Source organism: Colwellia sp. 5_MG-2023, assembly GCF_030547795.1.
GTDB lineage: Bacteria > Pseudomonadota > Gammaproteobacteria > Enterobacterales > Alteromonadaceae > Colwellia.
In genome coordinates this window covers 57874-79176 of the sequence record NZ_JAUOPW010000003.1, presented here as the reverse complement: position 1 = coordinate 79176, position 21303 = coordinate 57874, and the positions used below count along the sequence as shown (strand labels likewise).

14 protein-coding genes are annotated in these 21303 nt (G+C 37.0%); 5 read left to right on the top strand and 9 right to left on the bottom strand.

Translation table 11 applies throughout. The features are described 5' to 3' along the window. The first annotated feature begins 141 nt into the window (after positions 1–141). Complete coding sequence (gene clpB, locus Q4496_RS03490; RefSeq protein ID WP_215973433.1) at positions 142–2712, top strand: ATP-dependent chaperone ClpB; 2571 nt, start codon at positions 142–144, stop codon at positions 2710–2712. 183 nt (positions 2713–2895) lie between these two features. On the opposite strand, the gene Q4496_RS03485 is transcribed toward clpB, so the two are convergent. Further along, positions 2896–3366 carry a DUF4124 domain-containing protein gene (locus Q4496_RS03485; protein WP_303609943.1) on the bottom strand — a complete coding sequence of 157 codons (471 nt, stop codon included), beginning with the start codon at positions 3364–3366 and terminating at the stop codon, positions 2896–2898. A gap of 154 nt (positions 3367–3520) precedes the next feature. Between Q4496_RS03485 and Q4496_RS03480 the strand changes: the two genes are divergently transcribed. Both Q4496_RS03480 and Q4496_RS03475 read left to right on the top strand, forming a co-directional pair. Next, positions 3521–4276, top strand: coding sequence for an ABC transporter substrate-binding protein (locus Q4496_RS03480; protein WP_303609942.1), 756 nt, complete (start codon positions 3521–3523; stop codon positions 4274–4276). Positions 4277–4284: 8 nt separating this feature from the next. Then, positions 4285–4761 (top strand): ion channel, encoded by a 477-nt coding sequence (locus tag Q4496_RS03475; RefSeq protein WP_215973436.1) that lies wholly within the window; start codon positions 4285–4287, stop codon positions 4759–4761. A 97-nt stretch (positions 4762–4858) separates the two neighbouring features. Here Q4496_RS03475 and Q4496_RS03470 read toward each other — a convergent pair whose 3' ends face one another. After that, on the bottom strand, positions 4859–5887 hold the full coding sequence (locus Q4496_RS03470; protein WP_303609941.1) for a rhodanese-related sulfurtransferase: 1029 nt from the start codon (positions 5885–5887) through the stop codon (positions 4859–4861). A gap of 300 nt (positions 5888–6187) precedes the next feature. Further along, entirely contained in the window at positions 6188–8779 is a 2592-nt protein-coding gene (gene acnB, locus Q4496_RS03465; protein WP_303609940.1) for a bifunctional aconitate hydratase 2/2-methylisocitrate dehydratase, read from the bottom strand. 612 nt (positions 8780–9391) lie between these two features. On the opposite strand from acnB, the gene Q4496_RS03460 reads away from it, so the two are divergent. Further along, positions 9392–12205 (top strand): bifunctional aconitate hydratase 2/2-methylisocitrate dehydratase, encoded by a 2814-nt coding sequence (locus tag Q4496_RS03460; protein ID WP_215973438.1) that lies wholly within the window; start codon positions 9392–9394, stop codon positions 12203–12205. 376 nt (positions 12206–12581) lie between these two features. Here Q4496_RS03460 and Q4496_RS03455 read toward each other — a convergent pair whose 3' ends face one another. The 4 genes from Q4496_RS03455 to Q4496_RS03440 form a co-directional block, all read right to left on the bottom strand. Continuing rightward, a complete protein-coding gene (locus Q4496_RS03455) occupies positions 12582–12944 on the bottom strand; it encodes a hypothetical protein (protein ID WP_215973439.1) in 363 nt (120 codons plus the stop codon). A gap of 127 nt (positions 12945–13071) precedes the next feature. Continuing rightward, positions 13072–15786, bottom strand: a complete 2715-nt coding sequence (pepN, locus tag Q4496_RS03450) for an aminopeptidase N (protein WP_303609939.1) — start codon at positions 15784–15786, stop codon at positions 13072–13074. A gap of 296 nt (positions 15787–16082) precedes the next feature. Next, positions 16083–16562 carry a YHS domain-containing (seleno)protein gene (locus tag Q4496_RS03445; RefSeq protein WP_368411052.1) on the bottom strand — a complete coding sequence of 160 codons (480 nt, stop codon included), beginning with the start codon at positions 16560–16562 and terminating at the stop codon, positions 16083–16085. A gap of 145 nt (positions 16563–16707) precedes the next feature. Further along, positions 16708–17211, bottom strand: a complete 504-nt coding sequence (locus tag Q4496_RS03440; protein ID WP_215973441.1) for a YHS domain-containing (seleno)protein — start codon at positions 17209–17211, stop codon at positions 16708–16710. Positions 17212–17464: 253 nt separating this feature from the next. Between Q4496_RS03440 and Q4496_RS03435 the strand changes: the two genes are divergently transcribed. Continuing rightward, entirely contained in the window at positions 17465–17668 is a 204-nt protein-coding gene (locus tag Q4496_RS03435) for a hypothetical protein (protein ID WP_303609938.1), read from the top strand. A gap of 393 nt (positions 17669–18061) precedes the next feature. On the opposite strand, the gene lpdA is transcribed toward Q4496_RS03435, so the two are convergent. Further along, positions 18062–19492 carry a dihydrolipoyl dehydrogenase gene (gene lpdA, locus Q4496_RS03430; RefSeq protein ID WP_215973442.1) on the bottom strand — a complete coding sequence of 477 codons (1431 nt, stop codon included), beginning with the start codon at positions 19490–19492 and terminating at the stop codon, positions 18062–18064. Positions 19493–19623: 131 nt separating this feature from the next. Then, positions 19624–21300, bottom strand: coding sequence for a dihydrolipoyllysine-residue acetyltransferase (gene aceF, locus Q4496_RS03425; protein ID WP_303609937.1), 1677 nt, complete (start codon positions 21298–21300; stop codon positions 19624–19626). Between the last annotated feature and the right edge of the window lie 3 nt (positions 21301–21303).

Below are 21303 nucleotides of genomic sequence, written 5' to 3'. Positions count from 1 at the left end.
ATTATGTCTGAGCAATTATTTGTTCTAGATCAAACTAATGCTTATCCTCTATTGAAAAAGACCACACTAGACCTAATGTTATAAGTAATTACATCAGGTTTAATTAATTCATAAGTCCAGTAATATGGCAGGAGAATATTTATGCGTTTAGATCGTTTTACACAATCATTCCAAGAATCTATTGCGGATGCACAGTCGCTTGCATTAGGTCGAGATCATCAATTCATTGAACCCATTCATTTAATGATGGCGTTGTTAAATCAAAATGGTAACTCTGTTATTCCGCTATTAAAAAGTGCGGGAATAGATGTTCATACGCTAAGAAATAAAATAGAACAAGCACTGCAATCTTTAGCACAAATAGAAGGCTCTGATGGCGATGTTCAGCTTTCTTCTGCATCAGGTAAGGTGTTAAATTTATGCGATAAATATGCGCAGAAAATGTCAGATAAATATATATCTTCTGAAATGTTTTTACTTGCAGCACTTGAAGATAAAAGCACATTAGGTTCTATTTTAAAAGAGCTAGGGGCTAATGAACAACGTATTAAAGCGGCGATTGAACACGTACGAGGCGGTCAAAAAGTTGATGATCAAAATGCTGAAGATGTTCGTCAAGCATTACAAAAATATACGGTTGATTTAACTGAACGTGCTGAGCAAGGAAAATTAGATCCTGTTATTGGCCGTGATGATGAAATCCGTCGTACTTTGCAAGTATTACAGCGTAGAACTAAAAATAACCCTGTTTTAATTGGCCAACCAGGTGTGGGTAAAACTGCTATTGTTGAAGGTTTAGCACAACGTATTGTTGATCATGAAGTACCTGAAGGATTAAAAAATAAACGTGTTCTTTCTTTAGATATGGGCGCTTTGATTGCTGGCGCTAAATATCGTGGTGAATTTGAAGAACGTTTAAAAGCTGTATTAAATGAGTTGTCTCAAGAAGAAGGTAAGATCATCTTATTTATTGATGAATTACATACCATGGTCGGCGCTGGGAAAACAGATGGGGCGATGGATGCCGGCAATATGTTAAAACCTGCGCTTGCTCGAGGTGATTTACATTGTGTTGGGGCAACAACGTTAGATGAATACCGTAAATATATTGAAAAAGATGCGGCATTAGAACGTCGTTTTCAAAAAGTGTTGGTAGAAGAGCCTACTGTTGAAGATACTATTGCTATTCTACGCGGCTTAAAAGAGCGATATGAACTTCATCATAGCGTTAATATTACCGATCCTGCTATTGTTGCGGCGGCTACATTATCTCATCGTTATATTAGTGATAGACAGTTACCTGATAAAGCGATTGATTTAATTGATGAAGCAGCTTCAAGTATTCGTTTGCAAATGGATTCTAAGCCTGAAGATTTAGATCGACTTGAGCGCAAGTTAATTCAACTTAAGTTAGAGCAAAAAGCATTAGAAAAAGATTCTGATGATGCAACCGTGAAGCGTTTAGCGGATATCTCGGAACAAATAAATGAAAAACAGACAGAATACGATGAACTAGACGAGGTTTGGACGACAGAAAAAGCAGCGTTGTATGGTACACAAACGATCAAAGAAGATTTAGAGCAAGCTCGTATTGAGCTAGAAGCGGCAAGGCGGGCAGGTGATCTTAATCGTATGTCTGAATTACAATATGGCAAGTTACCTGAGCTCGAGAAGCAACTTGATTTAGCTAGCCAAGCTGAAATGCAAGAAATGAGCTTATTAGCTAATAAGGTGACTGAAGTTGAAATTGCTGAAGTACTTAGCCGTGCTACGGGCATTCCTATTGCTAAAATGTTAGAGCAAGAGCGTGATAAATTACTCAACATGGAAGAAGAATTACACCAACGTGTTATTGGACAAGGTGAAGCGGTAGCTTCAGTATCGAATGCGATCAGACGTTCGCGTGCTGGCTTAGCCGATCCAAATCAACCAATAGGATCCTTTTTATTCTTGGGGCCTACAGGTGTAGGTAAAACAGAGTTAACAAAAGCACTCGCTTACTTTTTATTTGATACTGAAGAGTCACTTATTCGTATTGATATGTCAGAGTTTATGGAGAAACATTCAGTTGCGCGGTTAGTTGGCGCACCTCCAGGATATGTTGGTTATGAAGAGGGGGGTTATTTAACAGAAGCTGTTCGCCGTAAACCTTATTCGGTTATTCTATTAGATGAAGTTGAGAAAGCGCATCCTGATGTTTTTAATATATTATTACAAGTGCTTGATGATGGTCGCTTAACTGATGGTCAAGGTCGAACTGTTGATTTTAAAAATACCGTTATCATTATGACCTCAAATATCGGCTCAGACATAATTCAAACATTTGATAATGACAACCAATATCAGCAAATGAAAGCGCAAGTAATGAATGAAGTTAGCCACCATTTTAAACCTGAATTTATTAATCGAATTGATGAATCGGTTGTGTTCCACACCTTAGGAGCAAGCCAAATAGAGAAAATTGCTGGCATTCAAATTCAATCATTATCAGATCGACTAGCAGAACAAGAATTAAGCTTATCTGTTAGTAGTGAAGCATTAGCTTTAATTGCTGAAGTTGGCTTTGATCCCATTTTTGGTGCTAGACCATTAAAGCGTGCTATTCAGCAGGGGATTGAAAACCCGTTAGCGCAGCGCTTATTAGCAGGAGACTTTGCGCACGGTTCAACAATAAATGTTACGGTGGAAGAAGGAGAGTTAGCTTTTTCTTAAAGCCTAGTCTTTATCTTAAGAGCTAGTATAGAGCACTCTTAGTTAAATATTGTTTATTAGAAATAATTAGGAGCGCTTAATTTCACTAAAGTATTGAGCCTGTAATCTCTTTGGTTACAGGCTCAATGTGTTTTTAACCAGGGAAGATTTAACGCTTACGCATTTTACCCTAGTTAAGGCTACCTATTCTTGTATGCTATCGGGCTTACAGTACAAGCTTATATTTTCTTTACTTAGTGCAAGTTGTGCTTTCTTGTCTTTATCAGACAACGTTTTATTTTTGCCATTAGTGTCGACTATCATTACTGTGCCTAGTGAAGTGAGCATCTTTTCATTGAGCCGTGCTGATTGGCAATTTTGCTCGGCTATTTTCTTGTTGTTAGCCAAGACTTCTTCTTTCTTTTTTTCAAATTGGCTTAATTGCTCATTCATTGTGGCGTTTTGCTGATTATGCTTTGGTGCTATTTCTTTTGCTTGATAAGAGGAGTTGGTCGTTAGTTCAGTGTAATTATCATCTTTAGGTTGGCTTTGGCTAAAATGAATAACATTGTTTTCATCAACCCAACGATAGATAGGAATATCTTTTGCTAGCACATTGGTACTAAAAAACGTAATAAAACTCAATATGATAAAAATTAGATTAATAAAAGGCATAGTATTCCTTTGATATAAATAAGTCATAGAATAGCTATAAGAGTATTACAGCGCTATATTCAAAGCAATCGAGGCTATAAACTATTTAAGGTGTCTTATTTAATGTATAGGTTATAATCATAAATACGAGTCTCTTTATTGCTTTAGAATAATTATGAAATGCCTTCCTCGATTACTTGTATTTTTATTGTTTTATAGCGCCTGGGCGTTAGCAGATAAAAAAGAAATCAAAATAGCAACTGTGCAAGGGCTTCCTTTTTCAGAAGTTGTTGATAATGAATTTGTTGGTACAAGTATAGAAATATCGACTCTATTGGCCGAGTCGATTAACTTGAAACCGACTTTTATTCATTGTCCTTTTGCTCGTTGTTTGAGTATGGTTCAGCAAGGAGAAGCTGATATGATTTTATCTGTTAAGAAGCTACCCGAGCGAGAGGTCGACTTAATTTTCCTTCATCCAGCTTATATGACGCAACATGAACCGCTGCGTTTTTTCACCTTAGCTTCTAGAGAGATTAGCATAACAAGTTTTGATGATCTCAATAAATTAATTGTCGGTACCCTTAGAGGCGCTCGTTATTTTGATGCTTTCGATAAAAGTAACTCGATAACCAAAGTTGAATTAACCTCTCATAAGCAGTTAATTCAAATGCTCTTACATGGCAGGATTGATGCGTTTATTGACCGCGAGAATTCTATTTTAGCATTTTCATTTTTAGCAGATATTCAAGAAAAGTTTGCGCTAGCAGATTATCAATATGATGTCGCGCTAAACGCTTATATTGCTATCTCCAAACATTCAAAGATTAAAGACTATGAAGAGCCTTTATCAAAAGAATTACAAAAATTAATTGCCAATGGCACAATAAATAATATTCTAATGAAAACAGCAAGCCAACGAAAAAAATAGAGTGAATTATGATTGTATTGCAAAGTGCTATGGAAAAAAGCCAACTGTATAAAGTGGACGAGTTTGGTATTAAAAATTATAACTATGGAGTAATAGGCTCTCTTTCCTTTATTGTTTTCTGTCTGTTAAATATTAGCTTGGGATATGTTGCATTTTTAGCTGAAACAAGTGTTGTTGGCTCGCCAGTAAAAACCTATGCTGATGCATTTTGGTTGATGTTAATGTCTTCTACCACGATTGGCTTTGGGGATGTGTATCCAATAACTTTTATTGGACGAGCCGCAGTTTTCATTATGTTTGTTTTAGGTGTGGGTATATTGGGTGGAGTAGGTGCTATCTTTGCTAACAAACTACTTGGCTTTGCCGATACGAGTATTAAAAACAGAGAATTAAGAAAACAAAATGCAGATATATATGTACAAAATCTTGCTATTTACAAAAAACTAGAAGAACTTGAAAAGAAGTTAGAGTCATTATCCAAGTAAGGTTTTTTTGAATATTTAGAAGAGGAGAGCTATTCAAACTAAAAGCCTCAAAGGATGAGGCTAGATTCTTCTATTACTGATGAGCGTATGTCTTATTTTATTTCTTAGATTGTGCTTGTTTTTTATTTGTTTTTGCTTGACGACGCTCTTCAATTATAGCTTGTATATCACCACCGATATGGCTTTCACCACGGGCTTCGGCTAATGATATTTGACGTTGACGTTCCGCATAACGATTGCGTTGTTCGTCCGTTACTTTATCATAACAACGGTGACAGCTTACACCCTTTACATAATGCTTACTTTGTTTTTCATCTTCTGTTAACGGAAAACGACAGGCAAAACATTGATCATATTGACCTTGCTCTAAATTATGATTAACAGCAACACGACCGTCAAATACAAAACACTCACCTTCCCACATTGTTTCAGTGCTAGGTACTTCTTCAAGGTACTTTAAAATACCGCCTTCAAGATGATATACCTCTTCAAAGCCTTGTTCTTTTAAATAAGCTGTCGACTTTTCACAACGAATACCACCAGTACAGTACATGGCTACTTTCTTATGCTTATTTTTATCAAGGTTTTTTTCGACGTATTCAGGAAATTCCCGGAAGGTTTCAGTGTTTGGGTTAACTGCGCCTTTAAACGTGCCAATTTCTACTTCGTAATCATTACGGGTATCTACCAATAAAACTTCTGGATCAGAAATTAATGCATTCCAATCTTTTGGTTTAACGTAAGTACCTACTACTTGGTTTGGGTCTATTCCTTCAACCCCCATAGTGACAATTTCTTTTTTCAACTTTACTTTTGTACGATGAAAAGGGTTTTCCTCACTGTAAGATTCTTTATGAGAGATATTATCTAAACCTGGCTGTTCACCAAGGAAAGCTAATACTGTATCAATACCAGCTTGTGGTCCTGCAATTGTGCCATTAATGCCTTCTGCGGCTAATAACAAGGTGCCTTTAACATCAACACTGGTCATTTTTTGTGATAATGGTTCGCGTAACGCTTCAAATGCGTCTAAACGAACGAATTTGTATAATGCACAAATAGTAATTGTGGATGAGGTTTTTTTTACGGTAACAGGGCTCGAAAACGCTTTATCTGATGAACTCATATGTACTCCATTGAACTAGCTGGAACGTAAATCCAGTGCTATAGATTGAAAGATTGACCCAAAATATTATGTCGCTGATATTTGGGTGGCATATTCTAACAGGAGGTGAATAGACAAGTCTATTTTCTCTTGTGTTTGGTGTTAGTTTAACTGTAAGTTTGGTTTATTGCAGTTGCACGCTGCTTAAAGTGAAATGATAGCAAAGGGAATTAGTAGGATTAAGGTGATATAACTTAAAACGCCCATTGAGGTGAGTGACCAATGGGCGCTTACTTTTAATAGTACAATTGCAATTGCTAATTAAGCGTCAACTTTTAATATAACGGTATCGGCTTTCTTGGTATATTGGTCCATTTTATGGAAGTTTAAATAACGATAAGTGTCTGCAGCCGTTGCGTCAATTTGTAAGGCATACTCCATATACTCAGCTGGCGTAGGTAATTTACCTAAAATAGCACCAACTCCGGCTAATTCAGCAGAGGTTAAATACACATTTGCACCATTACCTAGACGATTAGGGAAATTACGCGTAGAGGTAGACAATACTGTTGATTTCTCTTTAACACGGGCTTGGTTACCCATACACAATGAACAACCTGGCGTTTCTATTCGTGCCCCCGATCTACCATAAATATTATAGTAACCTTCTGCTGTTAATTGATCTCTATCCATCTTCGTTGGAGGAGCAACCCATAAGCGTGTTGGTAGTGTACCGTTAAATTTATCAATTAGCTTGCCGGCAGCTCGAAAGTGACCAATGTTAGTCATACATGAACCGATAAATACTTCATCGATATGTGTTCCTTGAACGTCTGACAATAATTTTGCATCATCAGGATCGTTAGGGCAACAAACAATAGGCTCTTTAATCTCAGTTAGATCGATTTCAAGAATATGAGCATACTCAGCGTCTGCATCCGCTTCCATCAGTGAAGGGGTTGCTAACCATTCTTCCATCGCTGTTATTCGACGAGTGATGGTACGAACATCACCATAGCCTTCACTGATCATCCATTTAAGCATAACAATATTGGATTTCAAATATTCAGCAACAGCATCTTCTTCAACTTTGATGGCACAGCCTGCAGCTGATCGCTCCGCAGAAGCGTCAGATAATTCAAACATTTGCTCAATAGTTAAACCTTTCAATCCTTCAATTTCTAATATGCGTCCAGAAAATTCATTAACTTTGCCTGCTTTTTCAACCGTTAATAAACCATTTTTAATGCCGTAGTAAGGGATCGCATGTACCAAATCACGTAAGGTAATTCCAGGCTGCATTTCACCAGTAAAGCGTACTAAGACTGATTCTGGCATATCAAGTGGCATAACGCCGGTTGCGGCGGCAAAAGCAACCAATCCAGAGCCAGCAGGGAAGGAAATTCCTAACGGGAATCGTGTATGTGAATCACCGCCAGTACCAACGGTGTCAGGTAATAACATTCTATTTAACCATGAATGAATAATTCCATCGCCTGGGCGAAGTGATACGCCGCCACGGTTCATCATAAAGTCGGGTAATGTATGATGAGTCATCACATCTACAGGTTTAGGATAAGCTGAAGTGTGACAAAAAGATTGCATTGTTAAATCAGCCGAAAAGCCTAAACAAGCTAAGTCTTTGAGTTCATCACGTGTCATTGGCCCAGTGGTATCTTGCGAGCCAACAGTGGTCATTTTCGGCTCACAGTATTGGCCTGCGCGAACACCTGCTACATTACAAGCTTTACCAACCATTTTTTGGGCTAGGGTAAAACCCTTAGCTGACGCTTCTGGTGCAATAGGCGTAGCAAATAAGTTTGTTGCTTCAAGGCCCAATGCTTCTCGAGCACGGCCCGTTAAGCCACGACCTATTATTAATGGAATACGACCACCAGCACGAACTTCGTCAAATAATACTGGACTCAGTTCGAATTCTGAAATAACTTCCCCAGCAGCATTTTTTACAACCCCTTCATATGGATAAATATCAATAATATCTCCCATATTCATTCTTTGAACATCTAATTCAATAGGTAAAGCGCCTGAGTCTTCCATGGTATTATAAAAAATAGGGGCTATTTTACCGCCTAGGCATACACCACCACTACGTTTATTGGGAATATAGGGGATATCATCTCCCATAAACCATAATACAGAGTTTGTTGCTGATTTACGTGAAGAGCCTGTACCAACAACATCACCAACATAGGCTAATGGAATACCGTCTTGTTGTAGTGCTTCCAGTTGAGTAATTGGGCCAATAACACCCTCTTCATCAGGTGTTATTCCTTCACGCGCAATTTTAAGCATGGCTTTTGCGTGTAGTGGGATATCAGGGCGAGACCAAGCATCCGGTGCCGGCGACAAGTCGTCGGTATTTGTTTCACCGGTAACCTTGAATACTTTCACTGTAATTTTTTTAGCCACAGCTTTTTTGGAAGTAAACCACTCTGCATTTGCCCAAGATTCCATCACTTGCTTAGCAGCAGTATTACCTGCAGCGGCTTTTTCTTGTACATCATGAAAAGCATCAAACATTAATAAAGTATGTGATAAGCCGTTTGCTGCCAAAGCTGATAAGGTTTCTGATTCTAATAAATCAATCATTGGTTGAATATTATAACCGCCTAACATGGTGCCTAATAATTCTGTAGCTTTTTCAGGTGTTAAAATAGGTGAATTTACTTCTCCTTTAGTTATTGCGGCTAAAAATCCTGCTTTAATATAAGCTGCATCATCTACTCCCGCTGGGACACGATTCGTTAATAAATTAATTAACAAGTCTTCTTCACCCGCTGGTGGGCTTTTAATTAACTCAATTAATGCCGCTGTTTGTTTAGCGTTTAAGGCTTTAGGCACTAAACCTTCAGCAGCACGTTCTGCTACATGATTACGATATTCTTGAAGCATGATATCCACCTTCTTATTGGAGACACTACTCACTTTAGGAATGACTTAGTTGCTTTAAAGCCAATTTAGGACAAGTTGTTAAGTATCTAAGATTAAAATTCGTGTTAATAATACAATATTGTCGACACTTTTTCTTTTTTATGAATAGTCAGTAACGTTATTATAGAAATTCATTTTGCTTATAGTTCTTAAGTATCAATGCTTTATGTTGTATTTGGTTTTTTGTTATACGACTATAATACTAGTGTATTGTTTTTTATTTTTAATATTGTCGGAAATCTTCTGTTCAGTAGAAGAAAGTATTACGCATAATATTGATACCTAGTTTGATAAGTTTTCTAGGGGTATATTGAAATAACTAGCTTAAGTAGATGATTTACATAGACGATGGGGTACTTTAGTATTTATGATATCCTTATAAAGGTGTATTGCCGTGTAGTAGGTAATACAATAGAACTACTATAACTAATACTTCTAACTCCTATAACTTACATGAATAATCCTTATTTAACCAAGTGATTAGTAGTGAGTTAGAAACATGCTAAAATAGTCAAAATATTTATCTTGCTGATAACAATGTTATTAGCGTCCCATAGCTAGAGAGTGTATCAAATGAGCCTGTACTTAGAATATATAGCAGAAATTGAAAGTCGTAAAAAGGAACTAGGATTAGCGCCTAAACCAATTGATGGTGCTGAGTTATTAGCTGAAATTATTGAACAAATTAAAGATGAAGGAAATGAGTACCGCGCTGACTCTCTTAACTTCTTCATCTATAACACGTTACCGGGCACAACAAGTGCTGCGGGTGAAAAAGCTGCATTTTTGAAAAAAATTATCTTAGGTGAAGAAATCGTACCAGAAATTACACCTGAATTTGCTTACGAATTATTATCACACATGAAAGGTGGCGCATCTATTGGTGTACTACTTGACCTAGCATTAAGTGATGATGTTGCATTATCAACGCCAGCTACAGAAGTATTAAAAACACAAGTATTCTTATACGATGCTGATACAGCTCGTCTTGAAGCTGCATATAAAGCAGGCAACACAGTTGCTAAAGATATTCTAGAAAGTTACGCTAACGCTGAATTCTTTACAAAATTACCTGATATCGCAGAAAAAATTGAAGTAGTAACATATATTGCTGGTGAAGGTGATATCTCAACTGACTTACTTTCTCCTGGTAACCAAGCACATTCACGTGCAGACCGTGAGTTACACGGTAAATGTATGATCACGCCAGAAGCTCAAGAAGAAATTCAAGCTTTACAAGCTAAGCATCCTAATGCCAAAGTAATGCTTATTGCTGAGAAAGGTACTATGGGTGTTGGTTCTTCACGTATGTCTGGTGTGAATAACGTTGCACTTTGGGCTGGTGAACAAGCAAGTCCATATGTGCCATTTATTAACATTGCCCCTGTAGTTGCTGGAACAAATGGTATTTCTCCAATTTTCTTAACTACCGTTGATGTTACTGGTGGTATTGGTCTTGATCTTAAAAACTGGGTTAAGAAAGTAGATGCAAATGGTAATACGGTTGTTGACGAAAATGGCGATGCTGTTTTAGAAGAAGCATACTCGGTTGCTACAGGTACTGTATTAACAATTGATACTAAAGCCAAGAAATTATTAAACGGTGATAAAGAGTTAGTAGATATCTCTTCAGCTTTCACACCACAAAAAGTGGAATTCATGAAAGCAGGTGGTTCTTACGCTGTTGTATTTGGTAAGAAATTACAAACTTTTGCATCTGAAGCTTTAGGCATACCAACTAAACTTGTTTATGCTGCTTCTAAAGAAATTTCACATGAAGGCCAAGGCCTTACTGCCGTAGAAAAAATATTCAACAGAAATGCTGTTGGTGTTCTTTCTAAAACAGATCTTCACGCCGGTTCAGATGTTCGCGTTAGAGTAAACATTGTCGGTTCGCAAGATACTACTGGTCCTATGACATGCCAAGAGCTAGAAGCGATGGCTGCTTCTACTATTTCTCCGTTAGTTGACGGTGCTTATCAGTCTGGTTGTCATACTGCCTCAGTATGGGACAGCAAAGCTAAAGCAAACATTCCTAAACTAATGAGCTTTATGAACAAGTTTGGTCTAATTACCGCGCGTGACCCTAAAGGTGTTTACCACGCAATGACTGACGTAATTCATAAAGTATTGAATGATATTACCGTTGATGATCGCGCTATCATCATTGGTGGTGACTCTCATACGCGTATGTCTAAAGGCGTAGCATTTGGTGCCGACTCAGGTACTGTTGCTGTTGCTCTTGCTACCGGTGAATCGGCGATGCCAATTCCAGAGTCAGTAAAAGTAACATTTAAAGGCGCTATGCAAGGTCACATGGACTTCCGTGATGTTGTACATGCAACGCAAGCACAAATGCTTAAACAATTTGGTGGTGAGAACGTATTCCAAGGTCGCATAATCGAAGTACATATTGGTACTTTATTAGCTGACCAAGCATTCACATTTACCGATTGGTCTGCAGAAATGAAAGCGAAGGCTTCAATCTGTATTTCAAACGATGAAACGTTAATCCAATCAATTGAGCTTGCTAAGAGCCGTATCCAAATCATGATTGATAAAGGTATGGAAAACGAAGCTGGTACATTGAAAGGCTTAATCGCATTAGCTGACAAACGTATTGAAGAAGTTAAATCAGGTACAAGTCCAGCATTAGCACCTGATGATAATGCTAAATACTACGCAGAAGTTGTTATTGATTTAGATGTTATCGATCAACCAATGGTTGCTGACCCTGATGTAAACAACGAAGATGCGTCTAAGCGTTATACTCATGATGTTATTCGTCCGGTTTCATACTACAACGGTAAGCCTGTTGACTTAGCATTTGTTGGTTCTTGTATGGTTCACAAAGGCGATATGCAAATCATCGCTCAAATGTTGCGTAACATTGAGAAGCAAAATGGCAAAGTAGAGTTTAAAGCACCATTAGTTGTAGCTCCACCAACTTACAATATTGTTGATGAACTTAAAGCCGAAGGCGATTGGGATATTTTACGTAAGTACTCTGGTTTCGAATTTGATGATGCAAACCCTAAAGGTGCTGCACGTACTAAGTACGAAAACATCATGTATCTTGAACGTCCAGGTTGTAACTTATGTATGGGTAACCAAGAGAAAGCTGAACCAGGTGATACAGTTTTAGCAACATCAACTCGCTTATTCCAAGGTCGTGTTGTAGCTGATACTGCAGAGAAGAAAGGTGAATCATTACTTGGTTCAACACCTTTAGTTGTTCTTTCATCTGTATTGGGTCGCTTCCCTACAATCGAAGAATATAAAGCAGCTGTTGAAGGTATCGATTTAACTCGCTTTGCTCCTCCTACGCAAGAAATGAGCACTAAATACGTACCAGCGGTACCAGTTCAAGTGGTTGACCCTAGCTAGGCTAGTTTTATATTTCATAAAAAAGTGAAATGAATTATGAAGGCTATTTAACTTATATAGGTTAAATAGCCTTTTTTTTGTTTTCAATTTATATAGCTTTAAATAATTTTATAGCGTTTATTATCAAGGTAGATTAAGTATCAAACTTGTATCGTCTACAGCGCTTATATCAGCTCCACTGAGTTAGATAATATTTACTAAATAACTGTAGAGTTGCTTAATAGATGTTTCTCTAGTTGCCATTTTCCGGGCTTCATTCTTAAATTTACTTGTAATAGGATCGCGATTGACACGAGTTTTACTTGCCTTTTGATGAGCTAAAATAGAATAATTATCAAGCTAGCGTACAGTAAAAATAATATTCAGATAGGTAAGGCTAATGAGTTGAGAGTGGACACTCAAGTGTTGCAATTAAATTTGATCTAATTAAATTAGGTGAAGCTCGTTTATGGTCAAAGCTTTCAATCCCTTTAATAATGGTCAACGTATAGTCATATCGACCACAGATTAAGTAACTTTTCCGTAATAAAAGTGCAGATAGTTGTTGAAACTTTACTTTATTATTTTGAATTATCTCAAGTTGGTAACGATTTACGGCTAATTCAGTTTGTATAAATTGAACTTGATGATCAAAGTCCCATTGAGGAGCATTTTGATATGCCTCGCTTGTTAAACTGGTGCAGGCAATAATACTATTAAAAATAAGCATGTAGAGTATTATCGACGTCGTTTTTTTCATGAATATATACTCCAGACAACTTATAAAATAGGGACTAATAGAGTAAACAAGCTAAATGTTCACTCTCTTAGTATAGCGCGTTAACGTAATCTTGGGTTAACGCGCAATGCATTAATACACAATTGGCTTAAAGCTTTATGGCATCTTTTATCATTAAACAACGTTTATCTTCTTGCTGTTTAATCAATAAACTTCTTTTAGTGCCTGAAGACAGGTTGGTTAATTCAGTTACCGCTTTATTTAAACGAGCAACGCTAGCTTCGCTACACGTTGTGGGAATTAACTGATTATAACTACGCATGAAAACAGGGCCATTCTTTTCATCTATATTACGTAATGATCCAATACGTTGTTCTGCAGTTTGTTCGTTAAAGCTATTTTGTTCACTAGGATAAAGTGCTGACATAGCAGTGCGTAATTTAGAAAAAGCAATTTTACTATCTTCTTGTTGAATCTTAGTTAGCCAGTCAGTTTTAACTTGACTATTTGGCGCAATAACACGTGCATACAAAGCAGATTTTTCACCAGTATCTGAGCTATCTAATGTTAACTCATTAGCAATCAACTGATCAGCTTTACTATATTGATAACGGCTTAATTGCGCAATAATGTTCCAACGGATATCTTGATTGATGGTTAAGTTTTCTAGTGAGTATTGCCCCGTTAATAATTTATATAAATTATCTAATGCATTTTTCGAGTGAGCAAAATTTATATAGCTGCTAAACCAACGACGTTGCATGTTTTTATCGTCGCTGTTAGCTAATGTACTTTGCCAAGTGATATCTTCTAGTTCTAACGCGATATTTTTTACATAATCGTGTTGACTGCCTAAGCCTTTATTTAGGTAAGCTTTCGCTGCGGATATTTGCCCTAATACTTGCCCTAGCGTGGTGTAATCTTGTTCAAATGGTGCATTGGTCAGTGCAACTGTTAGATAGTCATTCAATGGTAATTTACCATCACGAACACTATCCCATAAACTTTGCCATAGCATTGAACGCAACAGAGGATCTATAATTTGAGCTAAATAAAGCTTAGTTGTTTCAAATGAGCGTTTATCTAAATTAACTTTTACAAATGCCCAGTCTTGATAATTAGGATAAATTAGATCGGGGCATGAAACACCAATTAATTCATTTACATGAGTTGTTTTACCTTGATAAATCACCGATATTTTTTTTGTTAAATTAAAACCCGGGTTCGTTGTTTTAAATAGCGCTAACTGAACCTTTTGTTCGCGTAATGTTGGCTGACTTTTATCTGCTGTTTGTATTAATTCAAAAGAAGATATTTTACCTTGTTCACACTGGTATTTTGCTTCAATGGTATTTACGCCAGCTTGGTATAGCCAGTCCTGCTGCCATTGAGTTAAGTTTTTACCACTTGCTTTGGCTAAACTATCGAGAAAATCCTCTAATACAGCATTTTGATAAGCGTTATCTTTTAAATAATTATGAATACCTTGTTGAAATGTTTTTTCTCCTAGTAAATAACGTAATTGATTTAATACCGAAGCACCTTTTGAATAGGTAATAGCATCAATATTGTCAAAAGCATTGGCAGTCGACGGTACTGGCACTTCAATAGGGTGAGTAGTTACTTGTTGATCAGCGCGATAAGCACTTTGTTTACCTCCAGCGTAGAAAGTACGCCATGCATTATCAAACTCGGTTGCTTCGCTTGTCGCAAGTGTTGCCATAAACGCAGCAAAACTTTCATTTAACCATAAGCCATTCCACCACTTCATCGTGGCTAAATTACCAAACCATTGATGTGCCATTTCATGCATTATCACGTTAGCTAGTCGCTCTCGGCGGCTTTGGCTCATTTCACCATTGGTTAAAAACGATTTTTCAGCAAAGGTTACTGCTGCTGAATTTTCCATTGCACCGTATAAAAAATCAGGCACTAGTACTTGATCGTACTTTTTGAAGGGATAGTTGATCCCAAAATAGTTATCGAAGAAGTCGAAACCTTGTTTGGTGTAGGTAAACCAATGCTTTGGTGTTATTTGTTTAGCAACAGACTGGCGAGCAAATAAACGTAGTGGGTATTTACCACTATTATCTTGCCACATGGTATACGGACCAGCGTGCATTGAAAAATTATAAGGACTTAACGTTAGGCTCTTCGGGAAATGCCAAAGGGTAATGTCGCCTTGTTGTGTTGTTGTCGCTTCTCTTGTCGCTGAAAAAACAGTCCAATCGTTTGGAGCAGAAACGGTTAATTCAAAAGTCGCCTTCAAATCAGGCTGATCAAATAAGGCAAACATTTGTTGAGCGGCCGCAGGCTCAAAATGAGAATAAAGGTAAACCTTACCGTCTACTGGATCTTTAAAGCGGTGTAAGCCTTCACCATTGGTACTGTGTTTACGTGTAAATTCGACCGTAACTGTATTTTGTCCTTTCTTTAGGGTTTTAGCTGGCAAGGTAATAAACCAATTGTTATAGCTCTCGAGTAATTTTTCACTCGACATTGCTTTACCGTTAATGACTAAATTGCTAATTTTTGCTTCATTTAAATCGACAGTTAGTGGGGTGCTATTGTTCGATAAATCAAAATTAATGGTCGAACTAGCAGAGAAGCTTTCTTCACCCGTTAGGTTAAAGTTAAGTTTGTAGTTAACATTAGAAACACGTTCTGAACGTTTGAATGCTTGTGCTTGGCTTAGGTATTGATCTTCTGCTCTAGGAGCAAAACTTACCGTTTTACTTGCGCTTTCATTTAAAGTAGATGTAGTGTTCTTTGCTGGTTCAGTAAGAGCACAAGCATTTAGTAATAATGTTGCTGTCAATGCTGAGGTAGTTAAAATTGATTTGTTCAAGGTAATAAATTTCAAGAGGATTCTCATTGTGTTTGGGAGTCATTACATTATAAAACAGAACGATAATAGTAAAAAGAGTCTCGCTAGTTTAGTGAATATATAGCAAGGGAATTTGTAAAGCAGGGCAAACAGCGGCTTTTAAAAAAAACTATGACCTTAGGATAATTAACACTGAGAGTGAGCTCCTAGATGTTTAACGAGAGAAAATTATGCGTGAATTATAGTTGAGAAAACTGCCTGTGAAGCAATTAGCAATAAAGCCATTATATCCATGTGAATTAATGGCTACTTGTTTATTGTTTGTGAGCTTATTACTTTTTAATAAAACTATTTACATCTGTTTCTAAAGGGTAATAATAATCAGCATCTTTAATCATAGTTAACTTATCTTTCAGCCATTTTTTATTAATGCTTTTATTGTAGTTTAAATAAAGTTTATTTTCATAAATATGAAAAGCCTCAGGATCAATTCTAGCTGTACTTCCTTCATCAGCCATAGCGTAAGCACACCAGCCACCGTATTGTGGAGCATATTTCTCTGGTTCAGATTCAAATAATGCTTTGTTTTCTTTACTGTTAAAATACCAGTAAGCATTACGCCATTTTACTTTAAAGGCTTTATCACCTTCTACAGCTTTATTTTGTGTAAAATAAGCAACGGTATCGTAACCATCAATAGCAATACTATTAAAGCGTCCAGTATTAACCGCATCATCAACGGCGAAAGCTGAAAAACTGAAAAAAATGATCATCATCATAACCGCTTGAATAGATCGTTTAACTAAATACATCTTTATCTTCCTTACAAATGAATAACTACTTATAAGATAGGTGATTAACGGTATTAATTTCGTACTATTTTTACTTGAATTTTAGAAATCAGCGTTGTGGTTCACCTAACTTAACGATAATATTTTTCAATAACTTTTGATAAGACTAAAGTTTATTGTTTTTTTCAATTCTTTGTTTTATTAGGTTGTTAACATTAGTTTTTATTGGATAAAAATGATCAGCTTTGTTAATAAAGTTGATTTTATCTTCAAGCCAAAAACCTTGGACGGTTTTATCATAGTTTAAATACAACTTACCTTCATAAATGTCAAACGCTTCTGGATCTATCGGTGACGTATTGCCTTCATCTGACATAGCTACAGCACACCAGCCGCCATATTGTGGGGCGTATTTATCTGGATCTGCTTCAAACAGTTCCTTATTCTCTTGACTTGAAAAATGCCAATACGCATCATGCCATTTTACTCGAAAACTTTTATCACCTTTAACTGCCTTGTTTTGAGTAAAATAGGCAACAGTGTCATACCCTTTAATAGCAATACTATTAAAATGCCCTGTATTTACAGCATCACCTGATGCAAAAACCGAAATACTAAAAAATAACAAAATAAAAGTAATTAGTGGAACAGACTTTTTAACTAGAAACATTTTAACCTTCCTTAAAAATAAATAACTAATCATAAGATAGGTTATGGAGGAGTTTTCTTTCACCAGATGATAAATTTATTAGATATTTAATGAAATATTGTTCTTGATATTAAATAAAAACAGCTTTAAAGGCGCTTTAAAATAAAGAGCTTTATTTTTAAGTTATTTTTTGTAAGCGCTTTAAGTTTATATAAATTGTGCCTCCTTTTAACTGTAAAGACATCATAGCTCACTACTGTATCTTTAAATACTTTTGTATCAACTGCTATATCAAGGGAAGCGCCGAAAAATCAAAGATTATAATAGCAGTGACCATTTTAGTATTGTGGTAAGCGATGGTAAATTATCAGACGAGATTGTTGTGAATGTTGTTGGTGTACCTTTAGCGCCTCTATTTCTGATGGAAATGATTCTGGAGATGGTAGTGTTTGGTGGGGGGATGGATGTTATTACTTAGCTTCGTCATTAGAATTTATATACCTACAAGTTATAAAATATGATTGCGACCTTGGGTGAATAGGCGCTGTTATCAGTAACAGAGCGTAGACTTTATATGAACTCACTATTACCTTTTGGTAATAGTGATTTTTTTAGCGTATTATCCTCAACGTACTCTTTGTATCTTGAAGGTACTCCTATCATCTTGGGCTTGATTCAGAGTCTCCGTTTATTTGTTATTAATTCGTTGGAATTTCGTATTTAGTGAGTTACAGGGTTACGGCTATGCTGACGTATCAAAAGTTATGTCAGAAAACAGGGAAATAAAGTATATGTTTTTTCTGAGTTATAAAGTAAAAAACCAGCATAATTGCTGGTTTTTAAATTGAAAAGTCTACTTTTTATAGATTAATTACTTTTTCTTTTTAACAGCTTTAGCATTTGGTAAATCAGTGATTGAACCTTCAAAGATTTCAGCAGCTAAGCCAATAGATTCATTTAACGTTGGGTGAGCATGAATTGTTAAACCAACATCTTCTGCATCAGCGCCCATTTCTACGGCTAAACAAATTTCACCAAGCATTTCGCCTGCATTGATACCAACGATAGCACCACCTAAAACACGACCAGTTTCTTTTTCGAAAATCATCTTAGTTTTACCTTCAGTACGTGCTGAAGCGATAGCACGACCAGAAGCGGCCCATGGGAAGTTGGCAACTTCAATATTTAAACCTTGCTCTTTTGCTTCACGTTCAGTAACACCAACCCATGCCATTTCAGGATCAGTATAAGCAATTGAAGGAATACAACGAGGATCAAACTCATGTTTTTTACCTGATATTACTTCAGCAGCACAATGCGCTTCATGTACGGCTTTATGAGCAAGCATAGGTTGTCCTACAACATCACCAATAGCAAAGATATGTGGAACATTTGTACGAAGTTCTTTAGAAACATTGATAAAACCACGCTCATCAACATTTACACCTGCTTTATCTGCGCCAACTAGTTGACCATTTGGTTTACGACCTACAGCAACTAAGATCTTATCGTAACGAACTTGGCCTTCAGGAGCATTCTTACCTTCAAAAGTTACGTATAAGCCATCGTCTTTAGCTTCAACTGCAACAACTTTAGTAGACAACATGATGTTGAACTTGTTTTTGTTGTAGTTTGTGTAAATTTTAACAATGTCTTTATCAGCGGCAGGTACTAATTGATCAGCAAACTCAACCACACTTACATTAGAGCCAAGTGCTGAATACACAGTGCCCATTTCTAAGCCAATAATACCACCACCTAGTACTAACATCTCACCAGGAACATCTTCAAGTTCAAGAGCACCAGTAGAGTCAATAACACGTGGGTCATCATTAGGAATAAACGGTAAATCGATAACTGAAGAGCCACAAGCGATAATAGCATTATCGAAAGTAATGGTCGTTTTACCGTCAGCACCTTCAACTTCAATTGTTTTATCTGATGTGAATTTACCAAAACCTGTAACAGTATTAACTTTACGCGCTTTTGACATTCCGCCTAAACCACCCGTAAGTTGGCCGATAACATCTTCTTTCCAGCTACGAATTTTGTCTAAGTTAATTTCTGGCTTACCAAATGTTACACCATGAGAAGCCATTGCAGCAGCATCATCAATAACTTTAGCAACATGTAATAATGCTTTAGAAGGAATACAGCCTACATTCAAACATACGCCACCTAACGTTGAGCGGCTCTCAACTAATACAACATCTAAACCTAAATCTGCAGCGCGAAAAGCAGCAGAATAACCACCGGGGCCACCACCTAAAATAACAACCTGAGTTTTTATCTCGTTACTCATACAATCCTCAATAAACTATGAAAGTTTTAATTTGTGTAAATATATTATACCAAGTTAATAATATTGGCATTAATAGCGAAATTCTACGCTTATCTGGTGAATTTCGCCAATATTAATTAAGAAAATTCTGACTAAAGTATTAATTTACGAATGTCAGACATCACACTAGCTAAATGTACGGTAAATCGAGCGGCAAGTGCACCATCAATTACACGATGATCATAAGACATCGATAATGGTAACATCAGCTTAGGTTCAAACTCTTTACCATTCCATTTCGGTTTCATTTCTGATTTTGATACACCTAAAATAGCAACTTCAGGCGCATTAACGATTGGTGTAAATGCAGTACCACCAATACCACCGAGACTAGAAATAGTAAAACAACCACCTTGCATATCAGCCGCTTTGAGTTTGCCTTCGCGTGCTTTAACACTAATTTCTAAAAGCTCACGAGACAATTCGTAAATACCTTTCTTATCAACATCTCGTACAACGGGAACTACTAGTCCGTTTGGTGTATCTACAGCGACACCAATGTGGATGTACTTCTTAAGGATTAAGCTTTCGCCATCTTCACTTAAGCTTGAGTTAAATGTTGGATAGGCACGTAAAGCGTCTGCTGCCGCTTTTAAAATAAACACAAGAGGTGTAATTTTAAAGCCAAGCTTTTGTTTTTCACAAACAACGTTTTGCTCCTTACGGAAAGCTTCAACATTGGTAATATCAGCTTCATCAAACTGAGTAACATGAGGAATAGTAACCCAGTTACGATGTAAGAATGGTCCAGATATTTTTTGAATACGTGTTAATGCTTTCGTTTCAATCTCACCAAATTTTGAGAAATCAATAGCCTTAGCACTAACAACTTGTAGTCCACCTTCACCCGCTGCTACAGAACTACCTGCATTTGCTTTTGGACGAGAAAGTTCATATTTTACATAAGACTGAACATCTTCTTTTAATATACGGCCTTTATTACCTGTGCCTTTAACCAAGGTTAAATCGACACCAAATTCACGGGCAATACGTCGAATAGAAGGTGAGGTATAAATCGTTCCTTTATTTACTACGCCTGACTGTGGGTGATGCGGTACAGGTGAGCTAGCTGGAGCCGTTGTTGGCGAAACTTTCGCTGGTGCTTCTTTAGGAGCACTAACTTCAGCAACAGGTGCTTCAGCTACAGGTGCTTCAACTGATGAGCCACCAGCAGTTTCAAGTTTAATAACAAGTGAACCTTGTTTAACTTTATCACCATTTGAAATGTAAACTTCTTTAACTGTACCTGCATGAGTAGAAGGTACATCCATCGTTGCTTTGTCAGTTTCAACAGTGATTAAGCCGTCTTCCGCTTCAACAACATCACCTACACTAACTAGTACATCAATGACATCAACTTCGCCATCTTCACCTATATCAGGTACAGCGATATCAATAATTTCTGATGCAGCTGATGAAGTGGCAGCTGCTACAGGGGCTTCTTCAGCAGCTGGCTCTTGAGCCGGCGCTTCAGGAGCTGATGCTTCTTCAGCAGCAGGAGCAGGCTCACTTTCAGCTTCAGTGCCTTCTGATTCAGCACTTTCCATTTCGGCAATGATATCGCCTTCTTTAATTTTGTCACCAACGTTTACAGTTAAGCTAACAAGCTTACCTGCAAATGGAGCTGGGATATCCATAGAAGCTTTATCAGTTTCAACGGTAATAATACCTTCATCAGCTTCAATTTTGTCGCCAACAGCAAAACAAATTTCGATAATTTCAACTTCATCGCCACCTACATCAGGGACTAGAATTTTTTCAATAGACATTAT

Bases quoted from the DNA above. Each gene is read 5' to 3' on its own strand.
- clpB (WP_215973433.1), top strand. From the start codon at position 142: ATGCGTTTAGATCGTTTTACACAATCATTCCAAGAATCTATTGCGGAT.
- Q4496_RS03485 (WP_303609943.1), bottom strand. From the start codon at position 3,366: ATGCCTTTTATTAATCTAATTTTTATCATATTGAGTTTTATTACGTTT.
- Q4496_RS03480 (WP_303609942.1), top strand. From the start codon at position 3,521: ATGAAATGCCTTCCTCGATTACTTGTATTTTTATTGTTTTATAGCGCC.
- Q4496_RS03475 (WP_215973436.1), top strand. From the start codon at position 4,285: ATGATTGTATTGCAAAGTGCTATGGAAAAAAGCCAACTGTATAAAGTG.
- Q4496_RS03470 (WP_303609941.1), bottom strand. From the start codon at position 5,887: ATGAGTTCATCAGATAAAGCGTTTTCGAGCCCTGTTACCGTAAAAAAA.
- acnB (WP_303609940.1), bottom strand. From the start codon at position 8,779: ATGCTTCAAGAATATCGTAATCATGTAGCAGAACGTGCTGCTGAAGGT.
- Q4496_RS03460 (WP_215973438.1), top strand. From the start codon at position 9,392: ATGAGCCTGTACTTAGAATATATAGCAGAAATTGAAAGTCGTAAAAAG.
- Q4496_RS03455 (WP_215973439.1), bottom strand. From the start codon at position 12,944: ATGAAAAAAACGACGTCGATAATACTCTACATGCTTATTTTTAATAGT.
- Q4496_RS03445 (WP_368411052.1), bottom strand. From the start codon at position 16,562: ATGTATTTAGTTAAACGATCTATTCAAGCGGTTATGATGATGATCATT.
- Q4496_RS03440 (WP_215973441.1), bottom strand. From the start codon at position 17,211: ATGTTTCTAGTTAAAAAGTCTGTTCCACTAATTACTTTTATTTTGTTA.
- lpdA (WP_215973442.1), bottom strand. From the start codon at position 19,492: ATGAGTAACGAGATAAAAACTCAGGTTGTTATTTTAGGTGGTGGCCCC.
- aceF (WP_303609937.1), bottom strand. From the start codon at position 21,300: ATGTCTATTGAAAAAATTCTAGTCCCTGATGTAGGTGGCGATGAAGTT.